This is a genomic window from Fusobacterium sp. DD2 (assembly GCF_018205345.1).
In the GTDB taxonomy this organism is placed as follows: domain Bacteria; phylum Fusobacteriota; class Fusobacteriia; order Fusobacteriales; family Fusobacteriaceae; genus Fusobacterium_A.
In genome coordinates, this window is the sequence record NZ_JADRHM010000004.1 from 36,035 (window position 1) to 62,389 (window position 26,355).

General features: G+C 28.9%; 27 protein-coding genes. 17 read left to right on the forward strand and 10 right to left on the reverse strand.

Features of this window, described 5'->3' with window-relative positions:
• Positions 1-5: 5 nt before the first annotated feature.
• Genes IX290_RS01220 through IX290_RS01230 form a run of 3 tightly spaced genes read left to right on the forward strand, consistent with a single transcriptional unit; the run spans position 6 to position 2,031 of the window.
• Entirely contained in the window at positions 6-641 is a 636-nt protein-coding gene (locus tag IX290_RS01220) for a hypothetical protein (RefSeq protein WP_211491379.1), read from the forward strand.
• A gap of 11 nt (positions 642-652) precedes the next feature.
• On the forward strand, positions 653-1,174 hold the full coding sequence (locus IX290_RS01225) for a hypothetical protein (RefSeq protein WP_062810429.1): 522 nt from the start codon (positions 653-655) through the stop codon (positions 1,172-1,174).
• Positions 1,171-2,031 (forward strand): Kiwa anti-phage protein KwaB-like domain-containing protein, encoded by an 861-nt coding sequence (locus tag IX290_RS01230; RefSeq protein WP_211491380.1) that lies wholly within the window; start codon positions 1,171-1,173, stop codon positions 2,029-2,031. The genes IX290_RS01225 and IX290_RS01230 overlap by 4 nt, the downstream gene beginning before the upstream one ends.
• A gap of 19 nt (positions 2,032-2,050) precedes the next feature.
• On the opposite strand, the gene IX290_RS01235 is transcribed toward IX290_RS01230, so the two are convergent.
• The 7 genes from IX290_RS01235 to IX290_RS01265 all read right to left on the reverse strand — a co-directional run bounded on the left by IX290_RS01235 (position 2,051) and on the right by IX290_RS01265 (position 6,038).
• Positions 2,051-3,385 (reverse strand): relaxase/mobilization nuclease domain-containing protein, encoded by a 1,335-nt coding sequence (locus tag IX290_RS01235; RefSeq protein WP_211491381.1) that lies wholly within the window; start codon positions 3,383-3,385, stop codon positions 2,051-2,053.
• 1 nt (position 3,386) lies between these two features.
• Positions 3,387-3,743 (reverse strand): plasmid mobilization relaxosome protein MobC, encoded by a 357-nt coding sequence (locus IX290_RS01240; RefSeq protein WP_211491382.1) that lies wholly within the window; start codon positions 3,741-3,743, stop codon positions 3,387-3,389.
• Positions 3,744-3,920: 177 nt separating this feature from the next.
• On the reverse strand, positions 3,921-4,256 hold the full coding sequence (locus IX290_RS01245; protein ID WP_211491383.1) for a hypothetical protein: 336 nt from the start codon (positions 4,254-4,256) through the stop codon (positions 3,921-3,923).
• Positions 4,249-4,482, reverse strand: a complete 234-nt coding sequence (locus IX290_RS01250) for a hypothetical protein (RefSeq protein ID WP_211491384.1) — start codon at positions 4,480-4,482, stop codon at positions 4,249-4,251. The genes IX290_RS01245 and IX290_RS01250 overlap by 8 nt, the downstream gene beginning before the upstream one ends.
• Before the next feature lie 106 nt (positions 4,483-4,588).
• On the reverse strand, positions 4,589-5,071 hold the full coding sequence (locus IX290_RS01255) for a hypothetical protein (RefSeq protein WP_211491385.1): 483 nt from the start codon (positions 5,069-5,071) through the stop codon (positions 4,589-4,591).
• A gap of 8 nt (positions 5,072-5,079) precedes the next feature.
• Entirely contained in the window at positions 5,080-5,628 is a 549-nt protein-coding gene (locus tag IX290_RS01260; protein ID WP_211491386.1) for an ImmA/IrrE family metallo-endopeptidase, read from the reverse strand.
• An 8-nt stretch (positions 5,629-5,636) separates the two neighbouring features.
• A complete protein-coding gene (locus tag IX290_RS01265; protein ID WP_004825727.1) occupies positions 5,637-6,038 on the reverse strand; it encodes a helix-turn-helix transcriptional regulator in 402 nt (133 codons plus the stop codon).
• A gap of 188 nt (positions 6,039-6,226) precedes the next feature.
• On the opposite strand from IX290_RS01265, the gene IX290_RS01270 reads away from it, so the two are divergent.
• The 10 genes from IX290_RS01270 (at position 6,227) to IX290_RS01315 (ending at position 16,865) form a co-directional block, all read left to right on the forward strand.
• On the forward strand, positions 6,227-6,748 hold the full coding sequence (locus IX290_RS01270; RefSeq protein ID WP_211491387.1) for a hypothetical protein: 522 nt from the start codon (positions 6,227-6,229) through the stop codon (positions 6,746-6,748).
• 267 nt (positions 6,749-7,015) lie between these two features.
• Positions 7,016-7,426, forward strand: coding sequence for a sigma-70 family RNA polymerase sigma factor (locus tag IX290_RS01275; RefSeq protein WP_211491388.1), 411 nt, complete (start codon positions 7,016-7,018; stop codon positions 7,424-7,426).
• Between the two features lie 476 nt (positions 7,427-7,902).
• A complete protein-coding gene (locus IX290_RS01280; protein ID WP_000924586.1) occupies positions 7,903-8,124 on the forward strand; it encodes a hypothetical protein in 222 nt (73 codons plus the stop codon).
• Between the two features lie 100 nt (positions 8,125-8,224).
• Complete coding sequence (locus tag IX290_RS01285) at positions 8,225-9,895, forward strand: recombinase family protein (protein ID WP_211491389.1); 1,671 nt, start codon at positions 8,225-8,227, stop codon at positions 9,893-9,895.
• A complete protein-coding gene (locus IX290_RS01290) occupies positions 9,895-11,565 on the forward strand; it encodes a recombinase family protein (RefSeq protein ID WP_062810438.1) in 1,671 nt (556 codons plus the stop codon). Before IX290_RS01285 ends, IX290_RS01290 begins: the two co-directional genes overlap by 1 nt.
• Positions 11,558-13,051 carry a recombinase family protein gene (locus tag IX290_RS01295; protein WP_211491390.1) on the forward strand — a complete coding sequence of 498 codons (1,494 nt, stop codon included), beginning with the start codon at positions 11,558-11,560 and terminating at the stop codon, positions 13,049-13,051. Before IX290_RS01290 ends, IX290_RS01295 begins: the two co-directional genes overlap by 8 nt.
• Before the next feature lie 88 nt (positions 13,052-13,139).
• Entirely contained in the window at positions 13,140-14,060 is a 921-nt protein-coding gene (locus IX290_RS01300; protein ID WP_211491391.1) for an N-6 DNA methylase, read from the forward strand.
• Positions 14,061-14,071: 11 nt separating this feature from the next.
• A complete protein-coding gene (locus IX290_RS01305) occupies positions 14,072-15,163 on the forward strand; it encodes a restriction endonuclease subunit S (RefSeq protein ID WP_211491392.1) in 1,092 nt (363 codons plus the stop codon).
• A 131-nt stretch (positions 15,164-15,294) separates the two neighbouring features.
• A complete protein-coding gene (gene xerA / locus IX290_RS01310) occupies positions 15,295-16,293 on the forward strand; it encodes a site-specific tyrosine recombinase/integron integrase (RefSeq protein ID WP_211491393.1) in 999 nt (332 codons plus the stop codon).
• Between the two features lie 11 nt (positions 16,294-16,304).
• The gene (locus IX290_RS01315; protein WP_211491394.1) at positions 16,305-16,865 is read left to right on the forward strand and encodes a restriction endonuclease subunit S; all 561 of its coding nucleotides are present in this window, start codon (positions 16,305-16,307) and stop codon (positions 16,863-16,865) included.
• Here the strand turns inward: IX290_RS01315 and IX290_RS01320 are convergent.
• Positions 16,789-17,334 (reverse strand): restriction endonuclease subunit S, encoded by a 546-nt coding sequence (locus IX290_RS01320; RefSeq protein WP_211491395.1) that lies wholly within the window; start codon positions 17,332-17,334, stop codon positions 16,789-16,791. The two genes, IX290_RS01315 and IX290_RS01320, sit on opposite strands and share 77 nt — an antisense overlap.
• 142 nt (positions 17,335-17,476) lie before the next feature.
• Between IX290_RS01320 and IX290_RS01325 the strand changes: the two genes are divergently transcribed.
• Genes IX290_RS01325 through IX290_RS01335 form a run of 3 tightly spaced genes read left to right on the forward strand, consistent with a single transcriptional unit; the run spans position 17,477 to position 21,582 of the window.
• Complete coding sequence (locus IX290_RS01325; RefSeq protein WP_211491396.1) at positions 17,477-17,698, forward strand: hypothetical protein; 222 nt, start codon at positions 17,477-17,479, stop codon at positions 17,696-17,698.
• A complete protein-coding gene (locus IX290_RS01330) occupies positions 17,676-18,389 on the forward strand; it encodes a DUF5655 domain-containing protein (RefSeq protein WP_211491397.1) in 714 nt (237 codons plus the stop codon). Before IX290_RS01325 ends, IX290_RS01330 begins: the two co-directional genes overlap by 23 nt.
• A 25-nt stretch (positions 18,390-18,414) precedes the next feature.
• Positions 18,415-21,582: a type I restriction endonuclease subunit R gene (locus tag IX290_RS01335; RefSeq protein WP_211491398.1), complete on the forward strand. Its 3,168-nt coding sequence runs from the start codon at positions 18,415-18,417 to the stop codon at positions 21,580-21,582.
• 39 nt (positions 21,583-21,621) lie between these two features.
• Here the strand turns inward: IX290_RS01335 and IX290_RS01340 are convergent, their stop codons facing one another.
• Together IX290_RS01340 and IX290_RS01345 are read right to left on the reverse strand one after the other, a co-directional pair.
• The gene (locus IX290_RS01340; protein WP_211491399.1) at positions 21,622-22,203 is read right to left on the reverse strand and encodes a class I SAM-dependent methyltransferase; all 582 of its coding nucleotides are present in this window, start codon (positions 22,201-22,203) and stop codon (positions 21,622-21,624) included.
• On the reverse strand, positions 22,203-24,557 hold the full coding sequence (locus IX290_RS01345) for a DEAD/DEAH box helicase family protein (RefSeq protein ID WP_211491400.1): 2,355 nt from the start codon (positions 24,555-24,557) through the stop codon (positions 22,203-22,205). The genes IX290_RS01340 and IX290_RS01345 overlap by 1 nt, the downstream gene beginning before the upstream one ends.
• A 263-nt stretch (positions 24,558-24,820) precedes the next feature.
• Here IX290_RS01345 and yfcC point away from each other — a divergent pair, with 263 nt between their 5' ends.
• On the forward strand, positions 24,821-26,320 hold the full coding sequence (gene yfcC, locus IX290_RS01350; protein ID WP_211491401.1) for a putative basic amino acid antiporter YfcC: 1,500 nt from the start codon (positions 24,821-24,823) through the stop codon (positions 26,318-26,320).
• Positions 26,321-26,355: the final 35 nt, after the last annotated feature.

A 26,355-nucleotide genomic window follows, 5' to 3' on the forward strand; every position in this document is an offset into this window, starting at 1 on the left:
GTCGATTGTTTGACAACTTAGATTTCGTTATAAAGAATTTAAAGAAAATCAAAAATGACTATTTTAAAGATCATGAGAAATATTTAATTCAGGGACTTATAGATTATTTAAGCTGGAAAAGTTCTAATTCTAATAATGTAAAACTTCTAACATTGAAGTTTGAAGATTATTGGGAAAAAATGATAGAGGTATATCTTAATAAAAATTTTGAAAATTATATAGATGATAAAATTATATGGGGAGATAATCCAGGGTTTAAATTTTATAAACCAGATAAACTCTATGTAGAAAATAATATTGCAGAAAAACTAGAAAATGAGATGTATAGGTGTTTTAAAGTTGAGTTTGACCATTATTGCAAAGTGAAAGATAAAATTTATATTTTCGATTCTAAATATTTTGGAAATTATGATATAGGCTTAAACTATAAACAACTATTCTATGAGTATTTTTTAAGGCAAAAATATAATAAAGCTGTAATAGTTAATGGATTGTTAATTCCTACAAATAAAAAATATTCCACTAAGATTCATATAGATAGAACAGATCTTGATGGAGTAAAAATAATTGAGCATTATATAAATCTTGAAGATGTTATGGATTGTGCTTTTGATAATAGAAAGTTGTTAAAATTTAATTAGTAGAGGTATTTATGTTAAATAAGCTTTCTCATGTATTTTTCAACTCATCAATTATTATTCCTTATATACTTGCGATTGGTGTGTCTTCGTTGATGTCTAAGGAATCAATAGTCGGATTGATATGTTTATTGATATCCATTATATTAGCGATATCACAAATAATATTTATTAAATATTTAAGAAATAATTTACAAGTATTTAAAGTTAATGTAACTAATGTTGATGATGAGGGAAATAATTGGTATATAGCAAGCTTTTTATCGTATTTTTCTCCATTTATAAAAAATTTATTAAGAAAAGAAATAGATAATTACTCTTGGATTTTAATGGGTATTGCAGCTATTTTATTGGTATTAGGAAATAAAACAACAAACAATCCAATACTGAGGATAGTAGGATATAACTCATATAAAATTAGCACGGAACAAGGAAAAGATTTCACTTTATTAAGCAAGAGAAATATTAGAAAAAGCAATGACGTTAGAAAAGTGATACGTATTTTCGAAGATATATTAATGGAGGTAGAATATTGATTTATGTTTTGGAAAATGCAGGTAGAGATTCAACATCTGTAAAAATGATAGAGACCCAAAGAGAAGACGATGCAAGTATCAAAAAATCACTTACTAAAAGTATAGAAGGGTACAAAGATAACACAATTGAATTTGATGGTTCATATAAGCCTGAGAATGATGAGAGTTTAGTAATAAAAAATTTTGATCTGCCAAATGAAATAACTGAAGCTATAAATAATCCTCTGGGAGTGACTCAAGTTTCTGTTAACTCCGATAATGAGCTAGATCTTAAAGCTATCTTTGTGCCTATTTCAGATGATGATGATGATTGCGAAAAAATAATTTTTCAAAGGTTGCCTAACAGACAGATACTGAAGAGCCATAATTTTACACTTTTTTTTAATAAACATACATTTTCATGTGAAAATAAACCAGGTATTGTTATAACTGATTGTATAGACGCATACTACGAATATGGTAATCTATATTTTAAATCGTATTATTGGGCGAATCAAATATTTAACCTAAACAAATATTATAGAGAAGCAACAACTGATGATATAAAAGATTTTTGCTCTAACGAGTGCTTCTCTATAGATGATATAGATTCTGTAGCTGAGTCTTGTAATAACTGGACTAGAAGAAAAATTGCATATATATTAGATTCTGGAGTTCTTGAGAATAATTCTGTAGATGAAATCATTAAGTCTGCAAAAAATTTAAACTTAAAAATTGATATTAATGAAGAAAATAAAATAATTTTCCCTGACGACAAGGATTCACAAAAAGAACTATTATCTTATTTAGCGGAAGAAATATATAGAGGAAACTTGACAGACGGTGTTTATTTAACCAACTCCAAGAGACCTTTATAGAAAATATTCTAAGGGTTTATTAAGTTCTCTCCACCTCCTTCCCATAATAATTTTCATAGTTTTTCCTATACTGAACAAGGTCATAAAATTGCTCTTTATTCAAAGAATACTCTTGCATAAGGGTGTTCTTTTTTTCTTGCAATTTATCGAGTTTGGTTAATATTTCTTTTGTGTTTGGTAGTTTTTTATAGCTTTCTAAGATTTCTTTAGCAGCTATTTTGTAGACGGAAAGTTCGCTATAATATTCTTCAGCAAATTGTTTATCTTCAGGATTTTTCTTGTGGTATTTATAGATTTCACGATACTTATTTATAGTGTTTATATTTTCCATATCCTGGGATAAACTCTTCATTTCAGTTTCAATTTTCTTTATTTTATCTAACAAATCTTGTCTATCATCAGCAGATTTTTTGATCAGGTCATCGAGCTGAGTGATTGAATTAATTCCTTGTTCTCTAAGTTTAATTATTGAATCAGCCATTGTTTTGATATTATGTTTTCTTGCCCAAACTTCATAACCTTTAGAAGATTGTACTTTTTTATTAGTAGATATATCAATAACATTTCCTACACGTTTTTTAATAGGATTAGCTTTATTTTTAATTGTTAAATCTATTCTTTCTTTGATTTTTTTCTCAGTATAATCTTCTCCGATAGTCTTTGCTCTTGTAAATCTTTGCTTATCTTTATGACGAAAAGCAATGTGTTTACCAAACTTAATTTCATAATCAAGAGACTTCATATTTTCTAAAAACTCTTCCCAAGATTTAGACTTATTAATCATTCTATCTATATCAAATTGAAGTTTAGATTTCCAAGAATTTCCTTTCTTGTTTTGGTCATATTCGTACCAAGATTTACCAGCAGTTTTATATTTTCTCTTGTAAGCTTCATAATATTCATCAATGACTGAAAGCTTATTTTCTTTACATAATTCGTCACTTTGATACCTGATTTTGTGGTAAGATTTTTTGTTAGATTGGTAGCACTTACCAGTCTTGTAATTAACATTATTAAAAATAATATGGTTATGGATATGCCCTCTATCTATATGAGTTGCAAGAACAAATTCATAATCTTCTTTTAAAATTTTCTTACACAATTCCATTCCAATTTCGTGAGCTTTTATAGGATCAACCTCTCCTGGTAGAAAAGATTGGATTAAATGTCTAGCCAAAACTGTACCATTAGTATCATTATCTTCTCGTGTTTTAATAAATTGAATGTGTGCAGTAGATGGATGACATTTAAATGAAGATACTAAAATTTTTTCATCAGTTTTTTCACTCTTAGTTATATAATCTATTGCTAAATTTAGAGTTGATTTTATAGGATGTATTTTTGTTATTGCCATACTAATTACCAGAACTTTCTTTTGATTTATTAAGAAGTAGGGAATGGATCTGCCATATTTCTCTTGATAATTTTTCTATCTGATTATTCATTGATTCAATTTCATTTTTATAAATAACACCAGTTGTATTAGTCGCTTTTGCAATCTGGTTTATATTATTTGTTGCATTTGAAAGTAGCCATTGTAGGTTTCTGAATGGTTCTAAATCTACAACATAAATTTCTTTTTCTAATACGCATTTTCTAAGAAAGTGAGACATAGTTTTACAATTAGCAAGTTTCATTTTCTTTTCAAAAACTTCTTTTTCTTCTTTAGTTACTTTTATTTCTATTCTTTCATTTCTAAATCTATTTGCCATTTAATTCTCCTTTATAAAATATATTTTGGGGTCTTAGGGTTCTCCCTAACAAGGTAAAAATTAAAAAAATGGAGCATGCCATAAAGGTCTGCTCCATTAATTTTTTCGTAAGTGTCCGTACACTTACTGTGCTTGCTATTAAAGTTATAAGCGTTAAGCGTGTATTTAATTTTATATCTAAAAACCTAATTTTGAAATTATAATAGCTCCAATAACTGTAGCAATTATACCAAATATCCACTTCATTATATAGCTATGACTTCTTATCCTAGAAATAAAATGATTGTAAGAGACTCCTTTATTTGTAAGATTTAAGTGATAGGGGATATTGTCTGCCCAGAATACTGTAATATAATTTCCTTCTTTAAGTGATTTAAAAGAATTTCTAATTTTTAAATCCTCTGATGAATCTAATTTATCAAATTTATTAATCCAATATACTTGTTGTTCTTCTTCACTCAAATTTTTAACTTTTCTAATTTCTTTCAATAATTCCCAATCTTGTTTAGTCATGTTTATTATCCTTAATGTAATAATTTTGAATGAAGTAATTTGCTATATAACCAGCTAAATAATCGTGCATATCAAGAATTTGATTATAATATTTTTCTTCTATTTTACCATCTAGCCATTCATCTTCAAAATCTTCAGACTGGCTTGAAATATCCAAATATGCTTCTATATAATTTTTAATATTTTTGTCAGTCAATTTTTCTTTTACCTTGTCTAAGTCAATCATATAATCTCCTAAGTTTTTCTTTTAGTTTATTCCTACTAAAGAGATTATAACAATAAATAAAATTTAAAAACTGTCAAAATTGTTTCAAAAATTTAATGTATTTAACTTACTCATGAGTTTCTCCAAGTATGAATTTCATTCTACCTTTAAACACTGGAATACTAATCAAGAATACAATTACATAATGTATAAAGGAATTTATCATCATACTTTTTGTTATTGGTAATTGATGATAAGTTTGACCGATTATCTTAAAAGCGGTTAGTGTGCTTGTTATAAAATCAAGTGCCAACCATAGGGCGACTGATGATCCTATAAAAGCAATTATATAGTTTAAAAACTTGCTAACTTTTGGTAGCTTTTGATTTATCAAAACTAGCATTATTCCATAAATTATTACTACTGTAATCGAAAGGGGAATAGCTAACTTGTTATCTAGTTTATCTTTTATGGATATATAAAATCCTAAACCTACAACTATAAAATCAATAAAAAATGCTGAGATTTTTACAGAGTAGGTAGAGATGAGATAGTAAAAAACTATTCCAGAAAGGATTAATAAAATATATCCTGCAATAAAAATTCCCATAGAGTCTCCTAATAATAATCATCATGTTCAGGGCGATAGTTTTTAAGAAAATCTCCCTGAGGTGTATTAACATTAATTGGTTTATTAAACTTGCCCATTTTTGCTAACTCAGAAATTTTTAGATTTAGTAAATTTATATCTACACCTAATTTTCCAGCAATTTCATAATCACAAACTTGATCATTGATATTATCGAAGACATCTTCATCACTAATTAATAAATGAGCTGCAAAAATATTAGCTTCAGTTTCAAATTTATTTGTAGGGTTTAGCACTGTTTGGTCATGAAAAGCTCCTCCACTCATACAATAATCTCTGTGAAGTTGATCGTGACCTAATTCGTGTGCTAATATCGTCTTTCTATTAAAATTTGTGTTACTACTGATAAAAATAAATCTGTTCCTTTGAATATAATGGTACATTCCTAAAAGTATTTTTGTTTCAGGTAGATATACCAGGTTAATATTCAAAGATTCTATTAATTCGATAGGATCTCGTGTCTTATATTTTTTTATAAGTCGAGTTACCTTATCATATATATAGCGATTCATGCTCATAAAATCACCTAATCTTTTTTCTTACGACCATATTTCTTGTTTTCTTTTTTAGCCTCCCAATAAGCACGAGTAATAGCTTCAAAAGCAGCATCTTTATCTTCGTCAGAAATTTCTCCACCAGCAAATAAAGAGCTTAGACCTTCTGTTAATGCTCTAGCTTTTTCTAATTCTCTTTTGCCACCCATGTTATAAACTCGATTTAAAAACTCATCACTTTCTTCTAAAAGATAATTGTAATCACAGTCCATAATTTCAGCTATTTTTTTGTAAACTTCGACATCTCTTGGGTATCTTTCTCCGTCTTCATAATGTACAAGAGTTCTTGTACTTATTCCTATCATTTTTGCAAAATCTGCTTGACTTAACTTTTCTTTTTCACGAAATTCCTTTAATCTATCCGCAAAAGCCATAACTTTAACCTCCTGTACTAATGTGCATTTATAACTTTTAATACGAACAATAGTGCTTGAATTATTTTTCAATTTGAGATATAATACAAACTGAACTTATATTCATATTATAGCACAAACATTCAAGTTTGTAAATAAGTTGTATTGGGGTGATTAGATTGAGAATAAGTAAAACTTTAAAGAATATAATGAACATGTATGCAGATAGCAACTTGAAATTTGAAGTAATTAGTTCAGCTGCAAAACTTATTTTAAGTTTATATAGACAAGTTACCTGGGCAGTAGATAGCAGGGCAAATTTTATGATGTTTGAGAGTAAAGAAAACTATGGATCAACTTCAGAATCTGCTTACTTGTATCTTTCTACATTTGCTCCAGAAAAAGTTGAAGAAAAGTTTAATAATAGAGTTTCCAATGTAATGGATAGTAAGCTTATGCTTTTAATAATTTATGATGCCTGTGTTAGGCTAAAAGTTTATCCGGAGTATGGAGAAATTTATCATAAGATTATTTATAACTACTACATTTCTGAAAAAAAGATTACTGATGAAGCCTGTATGAGAAGTGTATCTTTAGAGAGAACTGTTTATTATCAAAGAAAAAAAGAAGCAATTGCATTGGTTGGTGTAATAATTTGGGGATATACTTTACCGACTGCTATTAGCCAACTTGAAGACGGTCGTAGCATTGAAGATATAATGAACATCTAAAAATAATTTAAGACGAACTTATTGCGTACTATTTCCGAATGAAAAAAGTACCATATACGAATTTTATGTGTACTTAAGTGCATATATAATATCCATGATAGGTGATTTGCACCTAAATTTAATATTGGCATTTATTGACTGAAAGAATTTATTTTCTTTCGGTCTTTTTTTATGCCCAGGAGAATATATGCATAGAATTAGAAGCCCTCCTTGTGTGAATTTTATTTTCAAACAAAAGAAATTCATGCGGGCAAGGAGGAAAAATTAATGGACAAAGAATATTATTTATTTGTAGAAGGAAAGAAAGTAGTTGTTAGCAAGGAAGTGTATCTTGCCTATCATAGTGAATTGAATAGAGAGAAATATCAAATAAGAAGAGACAGGTTAAATAACTGTTTCTTTTTTTGTTCCTATGATCATGATGGAAACTTCGAAGAAAATTTAGAAGACCCGGAATTTGATGTTGAAAAAATTATCGAAACAAAGGAAATGATTGAAGAAGTAAGAAGAGCTATTTCTAAACTCAACCCTGTTGAAAGGGATTTGATAGAAAGTCTTTTTTATAAAGAAGAAACAATTAGAGAAGTAGCTGCTAAACTGAATATTTCTCATCCAGCCGTTATTAAAAGGCGTAATAAAGTCTTAGAAAAATTAAAAGAAATGCTAGAAGACTTTTAGATGACAGTTACCAAATGGGTCTAATTTTCACTGTTACTCATGCAGTGGGAATTGGACCTTTTTATTTAACCAAATTTATTTTTGAAAATTGGTTACCAGGAAAGACTTCTTTTCACTGTTAAGTATAAGAGGGTAATTTTAAACAATTTTGTTTCATCAAGATAAGTATTTTCTGATGGTCAAATTTTAAAAAGATTAATAGCTCTCGATAAATTTTGAACCTTAACAATTGAATAGACCAAGACAAGACATTAATCATTTTTGGAGCGTAATAACCTATCCGCCAAGATCTTTCTGCTGAATAATTCGGCAAAACAAGTACTGCTAAGCTAAAAGCAAGGGAAGAAGAAAGGGAGCGATAAGTAAGAGTTTGAATATAGGGAGGGATACCCTATTCGCTATGAAGAAAGTGAGGATAATGATACTTCTAAGGTTGAAGCCGGCTCATCCTGAATAGAGGCGGAGGTGAGATTCCTATGTTGCTAATCCAAGGCACTTGTCAATGTCAAAAAACTTTAATTTTATATTGTGAGGTAAAACCTATGAATACAAAAGAAAAGAAGAAATGTAAACCTAAAGAGCAAATATCAAAAGAAGATTATTCTAAAAAAATTACTTACACTCAAAGTGATAAAGAGTCACTCGACTTACTAGATATTGTAGAACTTTATTTATGTAGAGCTTGTATAAGACTATAAGCTGGGGTGCTGACTTAAAAACTTGGGTGCGGTAAAATATAAGTGGTAGAAGAACTCCTTAATGACTATTTGCCCAAATACAAATTAAGGAGGTTTTGTGATGGAAAAATTTGCTTGTATGTATCTTCGTTTATCGAGAGAGGATGGAGATAGCACAGAAAGTAATTCTATTTCAAATCAAAGACAGATTATCAAATCATATGCAAGGGACAATGATTTTAAAGTTGTTGCTGAATATGTAGATGATGGCTTTTCAGGATCTAATTTTGACAGACCAAAATTCAAGAAGATGATTCAAGATCTTAAAGAAAAGAAGTTCAAAACAATTATTGTGAAGGACTTATCCCGTTTCGGGAGAGATTATATCGAATCAGGAAAATATCTTCAAAAGATATTTCCAGAAAAAGGTATAAGATTTATATCCGTAAACGATAACTATGACAGTGAAAATGCAGATGTAAGCGATACACACTTAATTCTTCCGATAAGAAACTTTATTAATGATTCTTATTGTAGGGATATTTCTATGAAGGTTAAATCTTCAAAAGAAATTAAAAGAAAGAATGGTGAATTTATTGGTGCATTTGCTCCTTTTGGTTATAAGAAGGATAGCAAAAACAAACATAAGTTAGTCGTTGATACAGAAGTTTCGCACATAATTGAAAGAATCTTCAATATGAAGATAGACGGTTATTCGTCTAAGGCTATTGCAGATTTTTTAAATAGCATAGGTTGTGTAACACCATCTAAGCATAAAGAAAATTCTGGCGATAATCATACTACTGGTTTTATTGTTAAAGACTCTAAATGGGACGCAAAAATGGTCAATAGGATTATTACAAATAAGGTCTATATAGGAGTGCTTGAACAAGGAAAAACTAGAAAACTAAATTACAAGTCTAAGAGAGAAGTAGAAGTAAATGAAGAAGATTGGATTGTAATAAACGACTCTCATAAGCCTATTATTTCAAAAAGCATTTATGCTTTGGCTAATAAGATGATGCTCCGAGATGTAAAACAATCAGCAGATATACCACATATTTTATCAGGAATGCTTTATTGCAAAGATTGTGGATCTTCAATGGTTAGAAGAAAGGTTAAGTCCAAGAATGGATATAATATTTTTTATATTTGTTCTCACTATAATAACAAAGGAGATTGCACAAGACATAGTATAAAAGAAGATTATCTACTGGATATGACTCTTTTTGCACTTAAAGATTATTTAAAAAAATACAATGAACTACTAAGTCAAGTTAATAAGTTAGATGTATCAAAAGTAACATTTAACATTGATTTTGAAAGCTTAAACTCAGAAAAGAGAAAGTACGAAAGACTTAGACAATCTTTATATATGGACTTAGAAGACGAACTTATAACTTCTGAAGAGTTTGAAAGGTTCAGAAAAAATTATCTTATTAAAATCAGGGAAATAGAGAAACAAATTGCTACAAAGAAAAATATACTTGCCAACTTGCAAGAAAAGATGAAAAAAAAGGACAGTTTGGTTTCCGAAATTGTTCCCACTGATTTAAGCACTCTTAATAGACTAACAATTGTATCTTTTATAGATAGAATTGAAATCGGAGAAAATAATGAGATTAATTTTGTCTTTAATAACTTGGAAACAGTTAACTTACTGAAGACCCTTATAAAAGAAGAAAGTGAGAGCAAGTCCGAAGTAAAGAAGAATTTGATTTCAATAAATAAGGTATTTGGAAATGCTCTTGAAAATAAGACTCCAATTCAATTAGTTGGAGGTGTTTTATAATGGCAAGAACTTCCAAAAGATATATTGAAAAGAAAAGCGAAAAGACAGAAAGAAAAGTCTTTAAGGCCGGAATTTATACAAGACTATCTAACGAAAGAACAGAAGAGTGGAGAGAAAAATCATACTCAATAGAAACTCAAATACTGTCTTGTAAAGAGTATGCATTAAAAGAAAATATAGATGTTTTAGAAGTTTACACTGACTATGAATATAGTGGGACAAACTTTGAAAGACCATCATTTCAGAATATGATGCAAGATATTAGGGATAGAAGAATCAATTGTATTATTATCAGAGATTTATCAAGACTTGGAAGAGAATATCTCGAAATGGGAAGATTGATTGATAAAGTGTTTCCATTTCTAGGTGTTAGATTTATTTCAGTTAATGATAAATTAGACACAGTTAAAGAAACAGACTCAAAGAAATCTTTTGAGGTTACTCTTAAAAATATTATCAATGATATGTATGCTAAGGATATTTCAGTTAAGATAAAAACCTCAAAACACAACAGAGCAAGAAACGGATACTTTATTGGTTCTGTTCCACCTTACGGATACAAGATTAAAAAATCTAAAGAAGGTCAAAAACTTGTAATCGATGAAAATGTTAGATTTATCGTAGAAGAGATGTTTGATTTAACTCTTCAAGGCAAAAGCCAATATGAAGTCGCAAAGCATTTTAATGAAAAAGGGTATGCTCCTGGAATGATTTATTATAAAACTGGGAGAGTTTATAGAGAAGATGATGATCCTGAATGGAATAAAGGGACAATTTCTAAAATGCTTACAAATCCAGCTTATACGGGGACTTTAGTACAAGGAGTTAAGCAACAAAATCTTGCAAAAGGCATTAAACAACATTTTGTAGATGAAAGTCAGTATATAATTTGTGAAAATGCTCATGAAGCAATCATTTCTAGGGAAGTTCACGAAAGAATATTACAAGAAAGACGAGAAAGAAAGAAAAATCATGTTTTCAGTTCGCCAATGCACAATTTTGAAAATAGGGACTATGATAACAGATTTAAAGGTCTTGTAATCAATAATAATACTGGCAAAGAACTTAATAGAAGAACTCGTATCTATGGTAAAAATAAAGATAGACTTTACTATTCATTTCAGAATGAGAGATTTAGTGGAAGTATAAAACCCGAAAAATCAGTATTCATTATGGAAAGAGATTTAGATCAGGCTATTAGTGATAAGATTTCTGAGTTTATTATGAAGACAACTAGCAAGACAAAATTTGTTAACCGAATTAAATCTAGATTTAATAAAGCAATAGATACTTTTAAGAAAGACATAGAAAATCTTAAAAGAAAAAATCTAAATGAAGAAAATATCATTCAAAGAGCCTATGAAGAATACAGTCTAGGTAAGATTGATAGAGATGAGTATCTATTAAGAAGAGAGATTGCTCAAAGTCATATGTCTACATTTGATAATGAGATTTCAGCAATCGAAGTTAATATATCAAAACTTAAAAAAGAAAGATTAAAATCAACAAAATGGATAAATGATTTATATGCTTCAAAGAATTTAGAAAAGCTACCTGGTGATTTAATCCATAGCTTAATTGAAAAAATAATAGTTTATGATAAACACGAATTTGAAATAGTCTTTAAATTCAATATAGATAATTTGGTAGGAGGAACAGACGATGAGTAAGGTTGCTATTTATATTAGATTATCCGTTGAAGATATGATAAAGACTGATGAAAGTGAAAGTATCATAAATCAAAGAGCATATCTAAATGATTATCTCGATAAGAATGAAGAATTTAAGAACTTTACAAGAGAAGAATATGTCGATGATGGATATTCTGGAACAAATGAAAATAGACCAGCTTTTCAAAGAATGCTCGAAGATGTAAAGAAAAATAATATCCAGACGATAATTGTAAAAGACTTGTCCAGATTTATGAGAGATTATATAACCCTTGGAGATTATCTTGAAAATATATTTCCATTCCTTGGAGTAAGATTCATTGCCATAAATGATGGCTATGATAGCAACAAAGAAAAGGGAAATGGAACAGATTTAGATATTCAATTCAAGGGACTATTATATGATTTCTACACAAAAGATATTTCTGAAAAGGTAAAATCATCTATGACTACACTTAAAAAACAAGGAAAGTTTTTAGCTTGGAGTCCACCATTGGGATATATGAAAGATCCTAATGATAGACATAAAATCATAGTCGATGAAGAAACAGCTTGGATAGTAAAGAAGATTTTCAAACTTGCACTTGATGGTATATCTTCAAGAAATATAGCTAAGATATTAAATGAGGAAAAAATTCCAACACCATCAAAAAGAAAGAGCGAAATAACAAACCTTGATTTCGAATATTCAATAATTAGAACAGCTAAAAAGCCTAGACCAACTTGGACTAATGGCAATGTAATAGATGTATTAGCGAATGAAAATTACACTGGAACTTATACTTTCAATATGCAAGATAAGTCAGTATTGAATCCATCTTCGTTTAAATTCAAACCAAAAGAAGAGTGGGAAAGAGTTGAGAATAATCATGAAGCTATTATATCTAGAGAAGACTTTGAAAAAGTTCAAAAGATTAAAGAGAAGAATCTGTTTATGAAAGGTAAAAATACCGATTATGAATGGAGAAAGAAATCTCCACTACAAGGTTTTGCAAAATGTCCAACTTGCAATCACATTTTAGGATGTATTCAATCAAAAAGAAAACGACAAGATGGAAGCATAAGAGTTCACACATATTTTACTTGTAGGATATGTAAGTGTAATAATGTAAAACATAAGAACTCAAGAGCAGGAAGCCTTGAAGAGCAAGTATTTGAAGCAATAAAGGAAAAATATGGTTTAGAAGATCCAATCAAGGATGAAAAAGTAAAAGTTAAACCAATGGAAAAATCTATCGAAGATCTTGAAGCTAAAAAAATGCATAATTTTGAGAAGTATAAATTAGGCAAGATGAATAGACAAAAATTCATTGACTCTAAAAATTTGATAGATGAAGAAATACAAGCAATAAAAGAAAAAATACAAAAAGCAAAAGAAGAAAAAGAAGTAATAGACAACACTAAACTTACCAGAGAATTGATGGAGAAATATATAGACTCAGTAATCTGCGAAGGAAACGAAGTGTTGAACATAATATGGAAGTAGCAAAGGGAGTGAGCAATCACTCTCTTTTATATTACATAACTATAATCCCTTTTTTGTCATAAGCTTGACATGAGAGGGAAGTGGAGGTATGTTTGTTCAATCTGAAAAATTTATAGAAGCTCATAGAGGAAAATCTGAAGATATTTCAATATTTGGTCAAGAAAGTAACGGTACAACATGGAAACTTTGTAAAATGAACCTTGCTATTAGAAGAATAGAAGTTGATTTAGGACAAGAACCAGCTGATAGTTTCACAAAAGATCAACATAAAGGAAAGAAAATGGATTACATCATGGCAAATCCACCTTTCAATGTAAAGGATTATTGGCATGAATCTTTGAGTGGAGATGTAAGATGGAAATATGGAACACCTCCAGAAGGAAACGCAAACTATGCATGGTTACAGCATATGATACATCATTTAGCTCCAAATGGAACTGCTGGAATTGTTCTTGCTAATGGATCACTATCTTCTTCTACAGGTGGAGAAGCTGAAATTAGAAAGGCAATGCTTGAAGATGATATAGTAGATTGTATAGTAGCATTACCTGATAAGTTATTTTTAACAACTGGAATTCCAGCATGTATTTGGTTTTTAAATAGAAATAAGAATAATCCAAAACATAGAAAAAGAAAAAATGAAGTATTATTTATAGATGCAAGAAACTTAGGAGAACTTGTAGAAAGAAGTTTGAGAGCTTTTTCAATGGACGACATTGAAAAGATCGCAAGTACTTATCATAAATGGCGTGGTTCATATGATGGTAATGAAGAATATGAAGATGTGCAAGGCTTCTGTAAAAGTGCAACTTTAGAGGAAATAAAAGACAATGATTATATACTAACACCAGGAAGATATGTTGGAATTGAAGAAGAAGAGGATGATGGAATACCATTTGAAGAAAAAATGGAAGCTTTAACAAAAGAACTATCTGAACAATTTAAGAAAAGTAGGGAACTTGAAGAAGAGATAAAGAAAAATTTAAAAGCTTTAGGCTTTGAGATGTAGGGTGATATTTTATGGAAACGTATAAACTATCAGATTTACTTGAGCTAAAATATGGAAAAGATCATAAGAAATTAAGAAATGGTTCTTATCCTTGCTACGGAAGTGGAGGAATAATAAGGTATGTTGATGAATATTTATATGATAAAGAGAGCATTTTAATTCCAAGAAAAGGATCTTTAAATAATTTATTTTATGTTAATAAACCATTTTGGACAGTAGATACGATATTTTGGAGTAAAATAAATAGCGAAAGAGTAGATGGAAAATATTTATATTATTTATTACATAATTATGATTTAGCGGTATTAAATGAAGGAACAGCTATTCCAAGTTTAACTACAAAAGTGTTAAATCAATTAAATATAAAGATAACAAGTTTATCAAAACAAAGGAAAATTGCACAAATACTATCAATGTTTGATGAAAAAATAAAATTAAATAATGAGATAAACAATAATTTAGAAAATTTAGCAACTATAATATACAATAAAAATTTTATAGATGATGGACATGAAAAAAAGTCCCCTTTAAAGAATTATGCGAATCGCATTGTTACTGGTAAAACACCATCAACTAAAAATGAAGATTACTATGGTAAGGAAATTCCATTTATTACAATTCCAGATATGCATAATACAGTGTATATTACAGAAACACAAAGATATCTATCAGTATATGGGGCAAATACTCAAAAAACAAAATTTTTACCTGAAAATACAATCTGTGTTAGTTGTATAGGAACAGCTGGTTTGGTTTCTCTTACATCAAAAAAAAGTCAAACAAACCAACAGATTAATTCAATTATTCCTAAAGATAGCAGTCTCATATATTATCTTTACTTTTCCTTAAAAGAATTAGCCATTGATATAATTAATTTTGGTTCTGGTGGAAGTACAATTTGTAACTTAAATAAAACTCAATTTGAAAATTTAGAAATCAGAGAACCTAATAAAATAAGACTATCTAATTTTAATAAGTTAATGCTTCCTATTTTTAAAAATATTCTTAAGAATCAATTAGAAAATAAGTCTCTTAGTGAATTAAAGCAACTTCTTCTCCCAAAATTATTATCTGGAGAATTAGATGTAACAAAACTAAAATAATAAATTATTGTATATCTTACTAAATTAAAAATTTATATATAAAAAATAATTACTCTTTTTACAACGGCAAAGAGATATAAACGCTCAAGAGATGCCGTTGAGCAACTTTTCTTGAGAATAATGGAGGAAAAATGAATGTAAAGGAAAAAATTATCCAAAATGTTATTCAAGAAATGTTGCCATATTTAAATAATGCCCAACTTACAAGATTAAAGAAAGTAATTTCTAATAATCTTGCTAGCTACTCTTTAAATGCTAAAAAAGAAGATAATAATTTAGAAAATGAATCAAATATAAAATTATTAGATTTATTTACAGCAGCTAAAAGGATTGAAGGATGTTCAGAAAAATCGTTAAAATATTATAAAAAAGCAATTGAAAAGATGCTAATAGCAATTGATAAACCAATTAGGGAAATTATTACAGAGGATTTAAGAAACTATATGACTCGTTACCAAGAAGAGAATAACACAAGCAAATTAACTATTGATAATATGCGAAGAATTTTTTCAAGTTTTTTTTCATGGTTAGAGGATGAAGATTACATACTTAAAAGTCCTGTAAGAAGAATACATAAAATTAAGTCACCTACGATAATTAAAGAAACATATACAGATGAATCTCTTGAAATTATGAGAGACAGTTGTGGTTGTTTACGGGACTTAGCTTTGATAGATATGTTATCTTCTACTGGAATGAGGGTAGGAGAATTGGTTTTGTTAAACAAAGAAGATATAAATTTTAACGAAAGAGAATGTATAGTATTTGGAAAAGGAAATAAAGAGAGAATTGTGTATTTTGATGCAAGAACTAAGATACATTTATCAAATTATCTTGAAAGTAGAGAAGACAATGAGAAAGCTCTTTTTGTTTCTATAAGGAAACCATATAAGCGAATGACAATTGGTGGAATTGAAGCAAGATTAAGAAATCTTGGTAAAAGACTGAATATTTCTAAAGTACATCCACATAAATTTAGAAGAACATTAGCAACAATAGCAATAGATAAAGGGATGCCGATAGAACAATTACAGAAATTATTGGGACATCAGAGAATTGACACAACCTTACAATATGCTATGGTAAAACAAAGTAATGTAAAGTTAGCACATAAAAAGTATATAAGTTGAGAGGGAATAATATGAAAATAATAAAAAAGAAGTTAAAAGAACTTGTCAATTTTAAATATGGTAAAATGCCTATGAAAAGAAAAATAAGTGAAAAAGGAAAATTTCCAGTTTTCAGTGGATATAGAGTCAATGGATATTATGATGAATACAATGTAGAAAAAAATGAAATTATAGTTATTGCTAGGGGAGTTGGTGGAACAGGAGATGTTAAAATTATTAGAGAAAAAAGTTATCTAACTAATTTAGCAATAAGAATAATAAATGATGAGACAGCAGTTTTAAATAAATATCTTTATTATTATTTTTTAAAAAATAATTTAAAGTATTTAGATTCAGGTTCTGCACAATCACAAATTACAATAGCAGATTTAGAGAATGTACACATAGAAATACCAAGTTTAAAACTTCAAGAATCAATAATAAATATTCTAGAGAAATTAGATAAAAAAATAGAATTAAACAATGAGATAAACAATAATTTATTATTTTATATCATTATAGTAATTCTCCAAGTTCTATGTTGGATATATCTATTTCCCCTGATAAAAGCTTTGGAAGTATTATTTTTTTGATTTGTTGCAGTCTTTTATTTTCAATATTTATTAATCTTATATATTTGAAGATGGGTTGAATAATTTTATTAATATTTTCCAAAGAATTTTTATCTGGTATTAGTATTTTTAATTTTTTCAAATTTTGTTGATTTATTTTTTGCTGGACAGCTCCAGTAATTATAGAAGTAATATTAATATTTTTAAATAATAAATAAAGTATTTCAACGGAAAAGCCATTTTTACCACTTATAACATGAGCATGATTATTAACCCAAAATTTGCCATAAACATATTGTAATATTGGATAGCCATTAGAATCACTAACTGTACCATCTTCACCCAATAATAAATATGTTCCATCAAAAATATAATTTTCAACATAGTCCATAATTGACGCAGCACCATAGTAAGGATATTTTTTTGTCATCAGGTTTCTTGTTTTTGAACTCAATGGAATCCGTTGGTTATCATGTAAATTAATTATCATTGAAACTGTTCCAGTTTTCCAGTTCTCTTTTATAAAATGATGATTAATTTTTTTTCTAAAATACCAGTCTTTAAAAAATAAGTTGGCTAAATTTTCTAAATTATTGTTTATTTTACTAAAAAATTTATTAGGAGTGTAATCTATGTTATTAAAAAATATAAATGGGAAAGTTGAACAAATTTATCTTGATGAATTTAAGTTAGAAAAAGACTTACAAAACTTTGTAGAAAAAAATCTAGATTATCTTTTAGATTTAGAATTTGTTGAGAGTGAATTTACGATTGAAAATTATAGGTTGGATTCTCTAGCCTTTGATAAGGAGAATAAATCTTTTGTAATTATTGAGTATAAAAAAGGGAAATAGTTATAGTGTAATAGATCAAGGATATACCTATCTTTCTACTGTACTTAATAACAAAGCAGAAGTAGTTTTGGAATACAATGAAAAAATGCAAGATACTTTGAAGAGAAATGAGATAGATTGGACTCAAACTAAAGTTATTTTTATATCTCAAAGTTTTAATAAGTATCAAAAAGATAGTTTAAATTTTAAAAATCTTCCAATTGAGTTATATGAATTAAAAAGATATGAAGGTGGAATAATTTCTTTTGAGAATATTAAAGGAGATAGCAATGCAGTGGATATAAAAGTAATAGCTGGTAGCAACAATGTTATTAACGACATCTCAAAGAAAGTAAAAAAATATACAATTGAAGATCATACAAAGGATTCAACAGAAGAGATTATAGAATTATTTGAGGAATATAAGGAACGTATAGAACTTATGTATCCTGATATAAAAATAGAACCTAAAAAGCTCTATATAGCATTTAAAAACAATAAAAAAAATCTGGTGGATTTTCAATTACAAAAAAAAGGATTGAAAATATGGTTAAATGCAAAGTTTGGGGACATTGATGATTTTAAAAATCTTGCAAAAGATGTATCAAATATTGGCCATTGGGGTAATGGTGACTACGAATTTACAGTCAGTGATGACAAAGATATAGAATATATTTTATCACTAATACAAAAGGTGAATAATTCAAAATAGAAGTTTGGAATTTAGGGGGAAAAATATGAGTGAGAACTATAAGTATGCAGAATCTCATTTAGAGGATGCCTTATTAGAATTATTAGAAGAATTAGGATGGGAATATTTGCCAGGTGGGAAAACGGAAAGAACCGACAGGAGAGAGGTAATTTTAGAGGAAAAATTGAGAGATGCAGTTTATCGTCTAAATCCTATGATGCCAGATTATGTTAAAGAAGATGCTTTGAAGCAAGTGATGCGTCTTCCAGAAACAACTCTTATCAAATCTAATGAGCAATTTCATAAAATGCTTGTTGAAGGGGTAAATGTTGGAGAATACATTGATAAGAAAAATAAGAAACATAGTGGAGGAAAGGTTTATCTAGTTGATTTTGAAAATATTGATAGTAATGAATTTATAGCAGTAAATCAATTAAAAGTAGAGGGAAAAGATTTAAGAATACCAGATGTTGTATTGTATGTAAATGGATTACCTCTGGTTTTAATAGAGCTAAAATCTCTATCTAATGAAAATGTAGGAATTCAAGAGGCATATACTCAAGTAAATAATTATAAATCAATTATACCAAAAATATTTGTGTATAATAGTTTTTGTGTAATTAGTGATGGAGTAAATGCAAAAGCTGGAACCATATCTTCAAATGAAGAGAGATTTATGAGTTTTAGAACAATAGATGGAATAGAAATAGCACCTACTAGTGCGATGATGATGGAAGTATTAACAAGGGGAATGCTTTCGAGAGAGAGAATTTTAGAGATTACTAAAGATTTTCTTTTGTTTTTAAATGAGAGTCCAGATAAAATTAAGATATTGGCTCAGTATCATCAAATGTTTGCTGTAAAAAAAGCACTAGAAAAAACAGAAATAGCAATAGCTAATGAAGGAAAAATAGGTGTTGTATGGCATACTCAGGGAAGTGGAAAATCCTTGACAATGGTCTTTTATGCAGGGCAATTAATGAAAAAATTTAACAATCCAACTATAGTGGTTTTAACTGATAGAAATGATTTAGATAATCAATTATTTGAGACATTTTCAAAATGTACTGGATATTTAGTAGAAACTCCAAAACAAGCAGAGAACAAAGAAAACTTAAGAAATATGTTAAATGTTGGAAGTGGAGGAATCATATTTACAACAATACAAAAATTCTCATCTCAAGAAAGTGAGGATTTAGAACCAGTTTCTCTAAGAAAAGATATCTATATAATCGCAGATGAAGCGCACAGATCACAGTATGGATTAGATGCAAAAATGGATGAATTTGGAAATAGTAAGTATGGTTATGCAAAATATGTAAGAGATGCTTTGCCTAATGCCAATTACATAGGGTTTACAGGCACACCAATTGATTTTGATGATAAATCTACAGTGGCAGTTTTTGGAGATTATATTGATATATATGATATGACGAGAGCTGTGGAGGATGGAGCTACTGTAAAGATTTATTATGAAAATAGATTTATAAAACTGGATCTAAATAAGGACTTAATAGATAAAATTGATGATGAGTTTAAAGATATAATGTCTCAACAAGAGGAGAGAATAGTTGAGAGCAAAAAAAGAGATATAACTAAAATGGAAGCTATAATTGGTGCTAAAAATAGGATAAAAACATTGGCTGAAGATTTAGTTGCTCATTGGGAAATGAGAAGAAAAAATGCTTATGGAAAATGCATGATTGTATGCATGTCTAGAAAAATATGTGTTGACCTCTATAATGAAATAGTAAAAATAAGACCAGAATGGCATAGTGATGATAAGAAAAAAGGGAAAATAAAAGTAGTAATGACAAGTAATATAGCAAAGGATCCAGAGGAATTTAAACCTCATTTTACTACAAAAGAAGATAGAGAAGAGCTAGCAAATAGAATGAAAGATGATAATGATGAGCTGGAAATGGTAATAGTAAGAGATATGTGGCTTACTGGATTTGATGTTCCTTGTTTAAATACTATGTATATAGACAAACCGATGATAGGACATAATCTAATGCAGGCTATTGCCAGAGTAAATAGGGTATATAAGGATAAGAGTGGAGGACTTGTAGTAGATTATATAGGAATTGGTGACGATTTAAAAAGAGCCTTGAAACAGTACAGTAATAATGATAGAAAAACTACTGGAATTAATCAAGAGGAAGCTGTTGCTATAATGCTTGAATATTATGAAAAAGTTAAAGAGCTGTTCCACGGATTTGATTATTCAGATTATAAGGATGAAAGTTCGTTAAAAAGAGGGCAGATAATAATTGCTGGAATGGATTTTATTTTAAATAAGGATAATCAAGAAAAAAATTATAAGAATGAATTTATTGACAATGTCTTGGCACTTTCTAAAGCACATGCTCTTTGTGTTACAACAAAAGAGGGGATTGGATTAAATTGTGAAATTGCATATTTTAAAGCAGTAAGAGCAAGTTTAATGAAATTGGAAAACAGACCAACAATAGGACCAAATGGAAAAATATTAACTGAAAAAGAGATAAATGACAGATTAGCAAAATTGATGGCTAAAACAATTATTTCAGAAGAAGTAGTTGACGTATATGGTGAACTTGGAATAAAAAATCCCGATTTATCAATATTTTCTGAAGAATTTTTAGAAGATCTGAGTAGAATAAAGTATAAAAATCTTGCTGTTGAAATGCTAAAAAAACTTTTAGAAGGAAAGATAAAATCATTTGGAAAAAGAAATATTGTCGCATCGGAAAAACTTTCTGAAAAATTAAAGAAAGCTATTAGTAGATATAAAAATAAAGAGTTTACAAGTTTTGAAATGATGGAATTGTTAAAAGAGATGGCTAGAGATGTCAATGAAGAAGTGAATAAAGGAAAAAAATTAGGACTTTCAGACGAGGAGATGGCCTTTTATGATATTCTAACTAAAGATGAAAGTATTTTTGAAGAGATATCTGATAAAACAATGATTGAAATTGTTAAAGATTTAACTGATATGATAAAAAGAAGTGTCTCTATTGACTGGTACGATAAAGAAAGTGTAAAAGCCAAGATAAAAAACAGTGTGAGAAGATTATTGAGTAAATATAAGTACCCACCTAAGAAAACAAGAAGTACTGTTGATTTGATTGTTTCACAAGCTAAAGATCTTGATTTTGATATAAGACCTGATATAGATTATGCCTATGATCAAAGTGGTTTTATGATGGCTGCAGAAAAATATTCAAATTGATAAAAACAACCTCCTGGATATTGGAGGTTGTTTTTTATTTTATATTTTTTTCATTATAACATTAAACCATTTTTCATTTTTTCTATCAGCTCTCACATCTTCAGTAATAAAAAAAGCTAAAATTTCAAATTTTAAGTTAGCCACAAAATCTGTAAATTTTTCTTCTGTAAAACAGGTAAAAGTGCGACCATCTTTTTCATAATTATTATTTCCATATTTAAAAGAGGCATAGAGTATTCCGTCTTTTTTTAAGGCGGAAATACATTTTTCTAAAGTTGTAAGGACTTCCTCTTCATTTAAATGTAAAAGAGATGCACATGCCCAGATACCTATAAATTTATCATCAAATTTCAAATCTCTCATATCACCAACAATAACTTTCTGTCCAATATATTTGCTAGCTTTTTCTGCAAGTTTTGGAGATAAATCTAAAGCTGTTACTTTAAATCCTTTTTCTATAAAATATTTGGAATCTCTTCCACTTCCACATCCAAGATCAAGGATTTCACCACTATTATATTTTAGATATTTTTCAAATTGTGAGTATAGATTTTTCATATCTGCATTGACTGTATTATTAAAAAAGTTATCTGCATTATCATCATAAAATTTTATTGACATTATTCCTCCATATATTTTCTTCTAAAATAGTTAATATTTCTATATTCTAGCCTATCAAGTATATTTGAAAAAAGAGCAGAGTTAGCACTAATCTCTTTGTATAGTTCCTGATTAAGTTTAAAAGTATCATCTTCATATGTAAAAAATTCGCTGTGCTTACCATCTTTTGTAAGAAAATTAATTGGATTGTCTTTAGCAAGTTTTTCAAATTCTGATATTTCCCAATTTTCCCAATTGTTGTGTTTTTTATTATTTAAATCTTTTCCATGTAACTTATCATTATAGAAAGTTTTGTAGAATTTTCCTATTTCAGTTAAAGTTACTTGAGATTTTAATTGAGGTTGTAAAAAAGAAAGAAGCAATGGTATTTTGTAAGATTTTGTCATACTTGTCTTTTCAGTAAATTTCAAAAACTCCAATGCTCTTTTAGAAAATCTCTTTTCATCTTGTGAAAGATTACCTGTCTCTTTTAAAAAGTCATACCATGTTTTAAATTTTTGAATATACATATGAACCGGAAAATCCCCAAAAGTATATATATCCATAATTGTTGGAGTTCTCTTTAATTTCTCTTTAACACGTATAAAATCGCTGATAAGTCTATCCTTAATGTTATCCCTATGTTTTTTATATTCTTCAAAATAGTCAATGAGTTCCAAATCAAAGTTAGCACTACATCCTGCTGGAAGCACAAATTCTTCATCAATAGGGGATATAGTACGAGTTTCTTCTTTTGTATAGTTACCACATAAAAATGAAGGCTTTGCCTCAGCTCCCCTGTAGTTTCCTACAAAATCCAGCACACGTACCTTGTTTTTTCCTTCAAAAGTACGAAGTCCTCTTCCTAGTTGCTGAATAAAGATTGTATATGAATTTGTAGGTCTTAGAAAAAGTATAGTGTCAATACATGGGATATCAACACCTTCGTTGAAGACATCTACAGTAAATATGATATCCAGTTTATGTTCTTTAAATTTCTGGATAATCTCCTGTCTTTTTTCTACAGGGGTATCTCCAATTATTATAGCACTGGCTATTTTTTTACTTTTAAAATAGTTATGCATACACTGGCAATGTTTAACACTGGCACAGAAGGCAACTGTTGATTGTTTCCTGTATTGGAGATATTTATTAAAAACTAAAGCCATTCTTTTTTCGATAATCAGGGAGTTTTCCAAGGCTTCAAGATCATATTTTCCACTTCTCCATGGAATAGCAGTATAATCAGTATCGTCATATATCCCAAAATATTCAAAGGGAACAAGCCAACCATTATTTATTCCCACTCTAAAATCACATTCGTAGGCAATATTATAATCACATAACTTATATACATCACCATTGTCAGCACGATCTGGAGTTGCAGTAAGCCCAAGAAGAAATTGTGGTTTAAAGTAATCAAGTACCTTTAAATAACTTGGTGCACTGCTATGGTGAAATTCATCAATAACTATATAATCAAAATAGTGTTGTGAAAAATATGCATTTGTAAGATATTCATCTTTTGAAAGTGTTGTAATAGATGCAAAGATAATATCTTTATCAACATCTTTGCTGTATCCATTAAAAAATCCATATGTTTTGCTGTTTCCATATAGTGTTTCAAATGTTTTTTGTGCATCTCTTAGAATTTCATCTCTATGAGCAACAAATAGAATTTTATTAAAACTCATACTGTCAAAAGCTGAAAGAAAGGTTTTTCCAAGTCCTGTTCCTACTACAATCATAGCTTTTTTATAGCCTTCTTCTCTAGTTTTTGAAAGTTCATATAGAGCAGGAACCTGGAATTTTATAGGCTCAATTTTTTTTGTTGGAGCTGGAGGAGTAGGATCCAAAATTTTTTCAAAATCTTTTTTAGTATAACTTTTCTCATATTCTCTTAACCATTCTAAACTTAGTTCAAAGCTATTTCTTTCGTATAGCTCTTCAAATTCATTTAAAATAGAAGTAATTTCTTCATGCTTTTTCTCTCCAATAAAATGATAATTCCATTCAATTCCTGAGATAAGAGCAGAATATGAAATATTAGAAGAACCGATAAAGACTTCGATGTTATCTCCAGTTTTAAAAATATAAGTTTTAGGATGAAAGGATCTGTTTTCCCTGTTTTCAAAAATCTTAACTCCTGGGATTTCAAGAAGTCTGTAGAGAGCATTTGGTTCTGTTACACTCATATAGTTGCTTGTTAGTATTTTTATAGTTTTTCCTTGATTTTTAGCTTCAATTAGTTCTGGAATAAGTAGTTTTAAACCAGAGTCCCGAATAAATGATACGTTCATTATTATTTCATCTGAATTATTAATAGAATTTTTTAAAGCATTATACATTGTATTTTTATTGTTACAGATAAGCATTCTTTCCCCACCTCCGTAAATTACTTACATTTTAACATAGATATAAGTGCAATGATATAAAGTTTTATATAATTATCTAGTAGAAATTTTTTTTCGTTTTTTAAAATAATAACAAAACTCCTTTCAGAACCATTGATTATAGTTAATTAATCCTATTTATATGAAAGTTGTAAACTTTTTTCATTGGAAAATATTATTGATTAAATTATGGTCATAAAGTATAATAGGACTAACAGAAAAGGAATTGGGAGGAAAGGATAGAAATGAAAAAATTTCAAATGCCAGATACATATGTAATCATCTTTATAGTTGTATTATTTGCAGCATTACTTACTCATACTGTTCCAGTAGGTAAGTTCCAGATGCAAAAAGTAACTTATAAGACAGAGCAGGGTGTAGAAAAAAGTAAAAACGTTCCTATAGCAGGAAGTTTTAGTTACGAACTTGATAAACAGGGACAACCACTTGTAAAAGGAATCAAATTCTTTGAACCAGGTGGAGAAGTAGGAGTATCAAATTACATCTATGAAGGAATCACAAGCGGTGACAAATGGGGTACTGCAGTTGGGGTAATAGCTTTCATACTTGTAATTGGAGGTTCTTTTGGAATAATCTTAAAAACAAAAGCAGTAGAAGCAGGACTTATGTCTTTGATTAAGAAGACTAAAGGTTCAGAAATACTTCTTTTGGGACTTGTGTTTACATGTTTCTCACTAGGAGGAGCAGTATTCGGAATGGGAGAAGAAACGATACCATTTGCAATGGTACTTATACCAATAGTAATAGGAATGGGATATGACGCTGTAACAGGTGTACTAATAAGTTATGTTGCTACACAGATTGGATTTGCTACATCATGGATGAACCCATTCAGTGTTGCAATAGCACAGGGAGTTGCTGGAATTCCAGTACTTTCAGCTTCTTGGTTTAGAATTCCTATGTGGATATTCTTTACAGGGTTTGGAGTATTATATACTATGAGATATGCTCGTAGAGTAAAGAAAGATCCAAAATATTCAATCTCTTATGAAACAGATGCTTACTATAGAGAAGGATTTGAAGAGGATGAAAAGAAAAATCTTGAATTTACATTAGGACATAAACTAGTATTATTAACAGTAGTAGTTGGAGTAATCTGGGTAATATATGGAGTTGTAAAAGAAGGATACTACTTACCAGAAATAGCTACTCAGTTTGTAATTATGGGTATTTTATCTGGAATAATTGGAGTGATATTCAAACTTGAAGGAATGAGAGTTAATGATATAGCTACTTCATTTAGAAGCGGAGTAGAAGACCTTGTTGGTGCTGCAATAGTAGTTGGTATGGCAAAAGGAATTGTACTTGTATTAGGTGGAACTTCAGCAGGAGAACCAAGTGTATTAAATACAATTCTTAACTGGGTTGCAAATGGACTTACTGGATTACCATCAGTATTATCAGCATGGTTCATGTATGTATTCCAATCTATATTCAACTTCTTCGTTGTATCAGGTTCAGGTCAAGCTGCTTTAACAATGCCACTTATGGCACCACTTGCTGACCTTGTGGGAGTTACAAGACAAGTTGCAGTTTTAGCATTCCAATTAGGAGACGGATTTACAAACTTAATAGTTCCAACATCTGGACTTTTAATTGCTATATTAGGAGTTGCTAAAATTGAATGGACTACATGGGCAAAATTCCAAATTAAATTCCAAACAATACTATTTGTATTAGGAAGTATCTGGATATTTGTTGCAATGGCAATTCATCTACAATAGTAGATTTAAAACTAAGGGTAGAAAAAATTCTACCC

What these genes read in the sequence shown, in the direction of transcription:
- IX290_RS01225 (WP_062810429.1), top strand. Translation starts at nt 653, where the DNA reads ATGTTAAATAAGCTTTCTCATGTATTTTTCAACTCATCAATTATTATT.
- IX290_RS01235 (WP_211491381.1), bottom strand. Translation starts at nt 3,385, where the DNA reads ATGGCAATAACAAAAATACATCCTATAAAATCAACTCTAAATTTAGCA.
- IX290_RS01240 (WP_211491382.1), bottom strand. Translation starts at nt 3,743, where the DNA reads ATGGCAAATAGATTTAGAAATGAAAGAATAGAAATAAAAGTAACTAAA.
- IX290_RS01245 (WP_211491383.1), bottom strand. Translation starts at nt 4,256, where the DNA reads ATGACTAAACAAGATTGGGAATTATTGAAAGAAATTAGAAAAGTTAAA.
- IX290_RS01250 (WP_211491384.1), bottom strand. Translation starts at nt 4,482, where the DNA reads ATGATTGACTTAGACAAGGTAAAAGAAAAATTGACTGACAAAAATATT.
- IX290_RS01255 (WP_211491385.1), bottom strand. Translation starts at nt 5,071, where the DNA reads ATGGGAATTTTTATTGCAGGATATATTTTATTAATCCTTTCTGGAATA.
- IX290_RS01260 (WP_211491386.1), bottom strand. Translation starts at nt 5,628, where the DNA reads ATGAGCATGAATCGCTATATATATGATAAGGTAACTCGACTTATAAAA.
- IX290_RS01265 (WP_004825727.1), bottom strand. Translation starts at nt 6,038, where the DNA reads ATGGCTTTTGCGGATAGATTAAAGGAATTTCGTGAAAAAGAAAAGTTA.
- IX290_RS01270 (WP_211491387.1), top strand. Translation starts at nt 6,227, where the DNA reads ATGAACATGTATGCAGATAGCAACTTGAAATTTGAAGTAATTAGTTCA.
- IX290_RS01275 (WP_211491388.1), top strand. Translation starts at nt 7,016, where the DNA reads ATGGACAAAGAATATTATTTATTTGTAGAAGGAAAGAAAGTAGTTGTT.
- IX290_RS01280 (WP_000924586.1), top strand. Translation starts at nt 7,903, where the DNA reads ATGTTGCTAATCCAAGGCACTTGTCAATGTCAAAAAACTTTAATTTTA.
- IX290_RS01285 (WP_211491389.1), top strand. Translation starts at nt 8,225, where the DNA reads ATGGAAAAATTTGCTTGTATGTATCTTCGTTTATCGAGAGAGGATGGA.
- IX290_RS01290 (WP_062810438.1), top strand. Translation starts at nt 9,895, where the DNA reads ATGGCAAGAACTTCCAAAAGATATATTGAAAAGAAAAGCGAAAAGACA.
- IX290_RS01295 (WP_211491390.1), top strand. Translation starts at nt 11,558, where the DNA reads ATGAGTAAGGTTGCTATTTATATTAGATTATCCGTTGAAGATATGATA.
- IX290_RS01300 (WP_211491391.1), top strand. Translation starts at nt 13,140, where the DNA reads ATGTTTGTTCAATCTGAAAAATTTATAGAAGCTCATAGAGGAAAATCT.
- IX290_RS01305 (WP_211491392.1), top strand. Translation starts at nt 14,072, where the DNA reads ATGGAAACGTATAAACTATCAGATTTACTTGAGCTAAAATATGGAAAA.
- xerA (WP_211491393.1), top strand. Translation starts at nt 15,295, where the DNA reads ATGAATGTAAAGGAAAAAATTATCCAAAATGTTATTCAAGAAATGTTG.
- IX290_RS01315 (WP_211491394.1), top strand. Translation starts at nt 16,305, where the DNA reads ATGAAAATAATAAAAAAGAAGTTAAAAGAACTTGTCAATTTTAAATAT.
- IX290_RS01320 (WP_211491395.1), bottom strand. Translation starts at nt 17,334, where the DNA reads ATGATAATTAATTTACATGATAACCAACGGATTCCATTGAGTTCAAAA.
- IX290_RS01325 (WP_211491396.1), top strand. Translation starts at nt 17,477, where the DNA reads ATGTTATTAAAAAATATAAATGGGAAAGTTGAACAAATTTATCTTGAT.
- IX290_RS01335 (WP_211491398.1), top strand. Translation starts at nt 18,415, where the DNA reads ATGAGTGAGAACTATAAGTATGCAGAATCTCATTTAGAGGATGCCTTA.
- IX290_RS01340 (WP_211491399.1), bottom strand. Translation starts at nt 22,203, where the DNA reads ATGTCAATAAAATTTTATGATGATAATGCAGATAACTTTTTTAATAAT.
- IX290_RS01345 (WP_211491400.1), bottom strand. Translation starts at nt 24,557, where the DNA reads ATGCTTATCTGTAACAATAAAAATACAATGTATAATGCTTTAAAAAAT.
- yfcC (WP_211491401.1), top strand. Translation starts at nt 24,821, where the DNA reads ATGAAAAAATTTCAAATGCCAGATACATATGTAATCATCTTTATAGTT.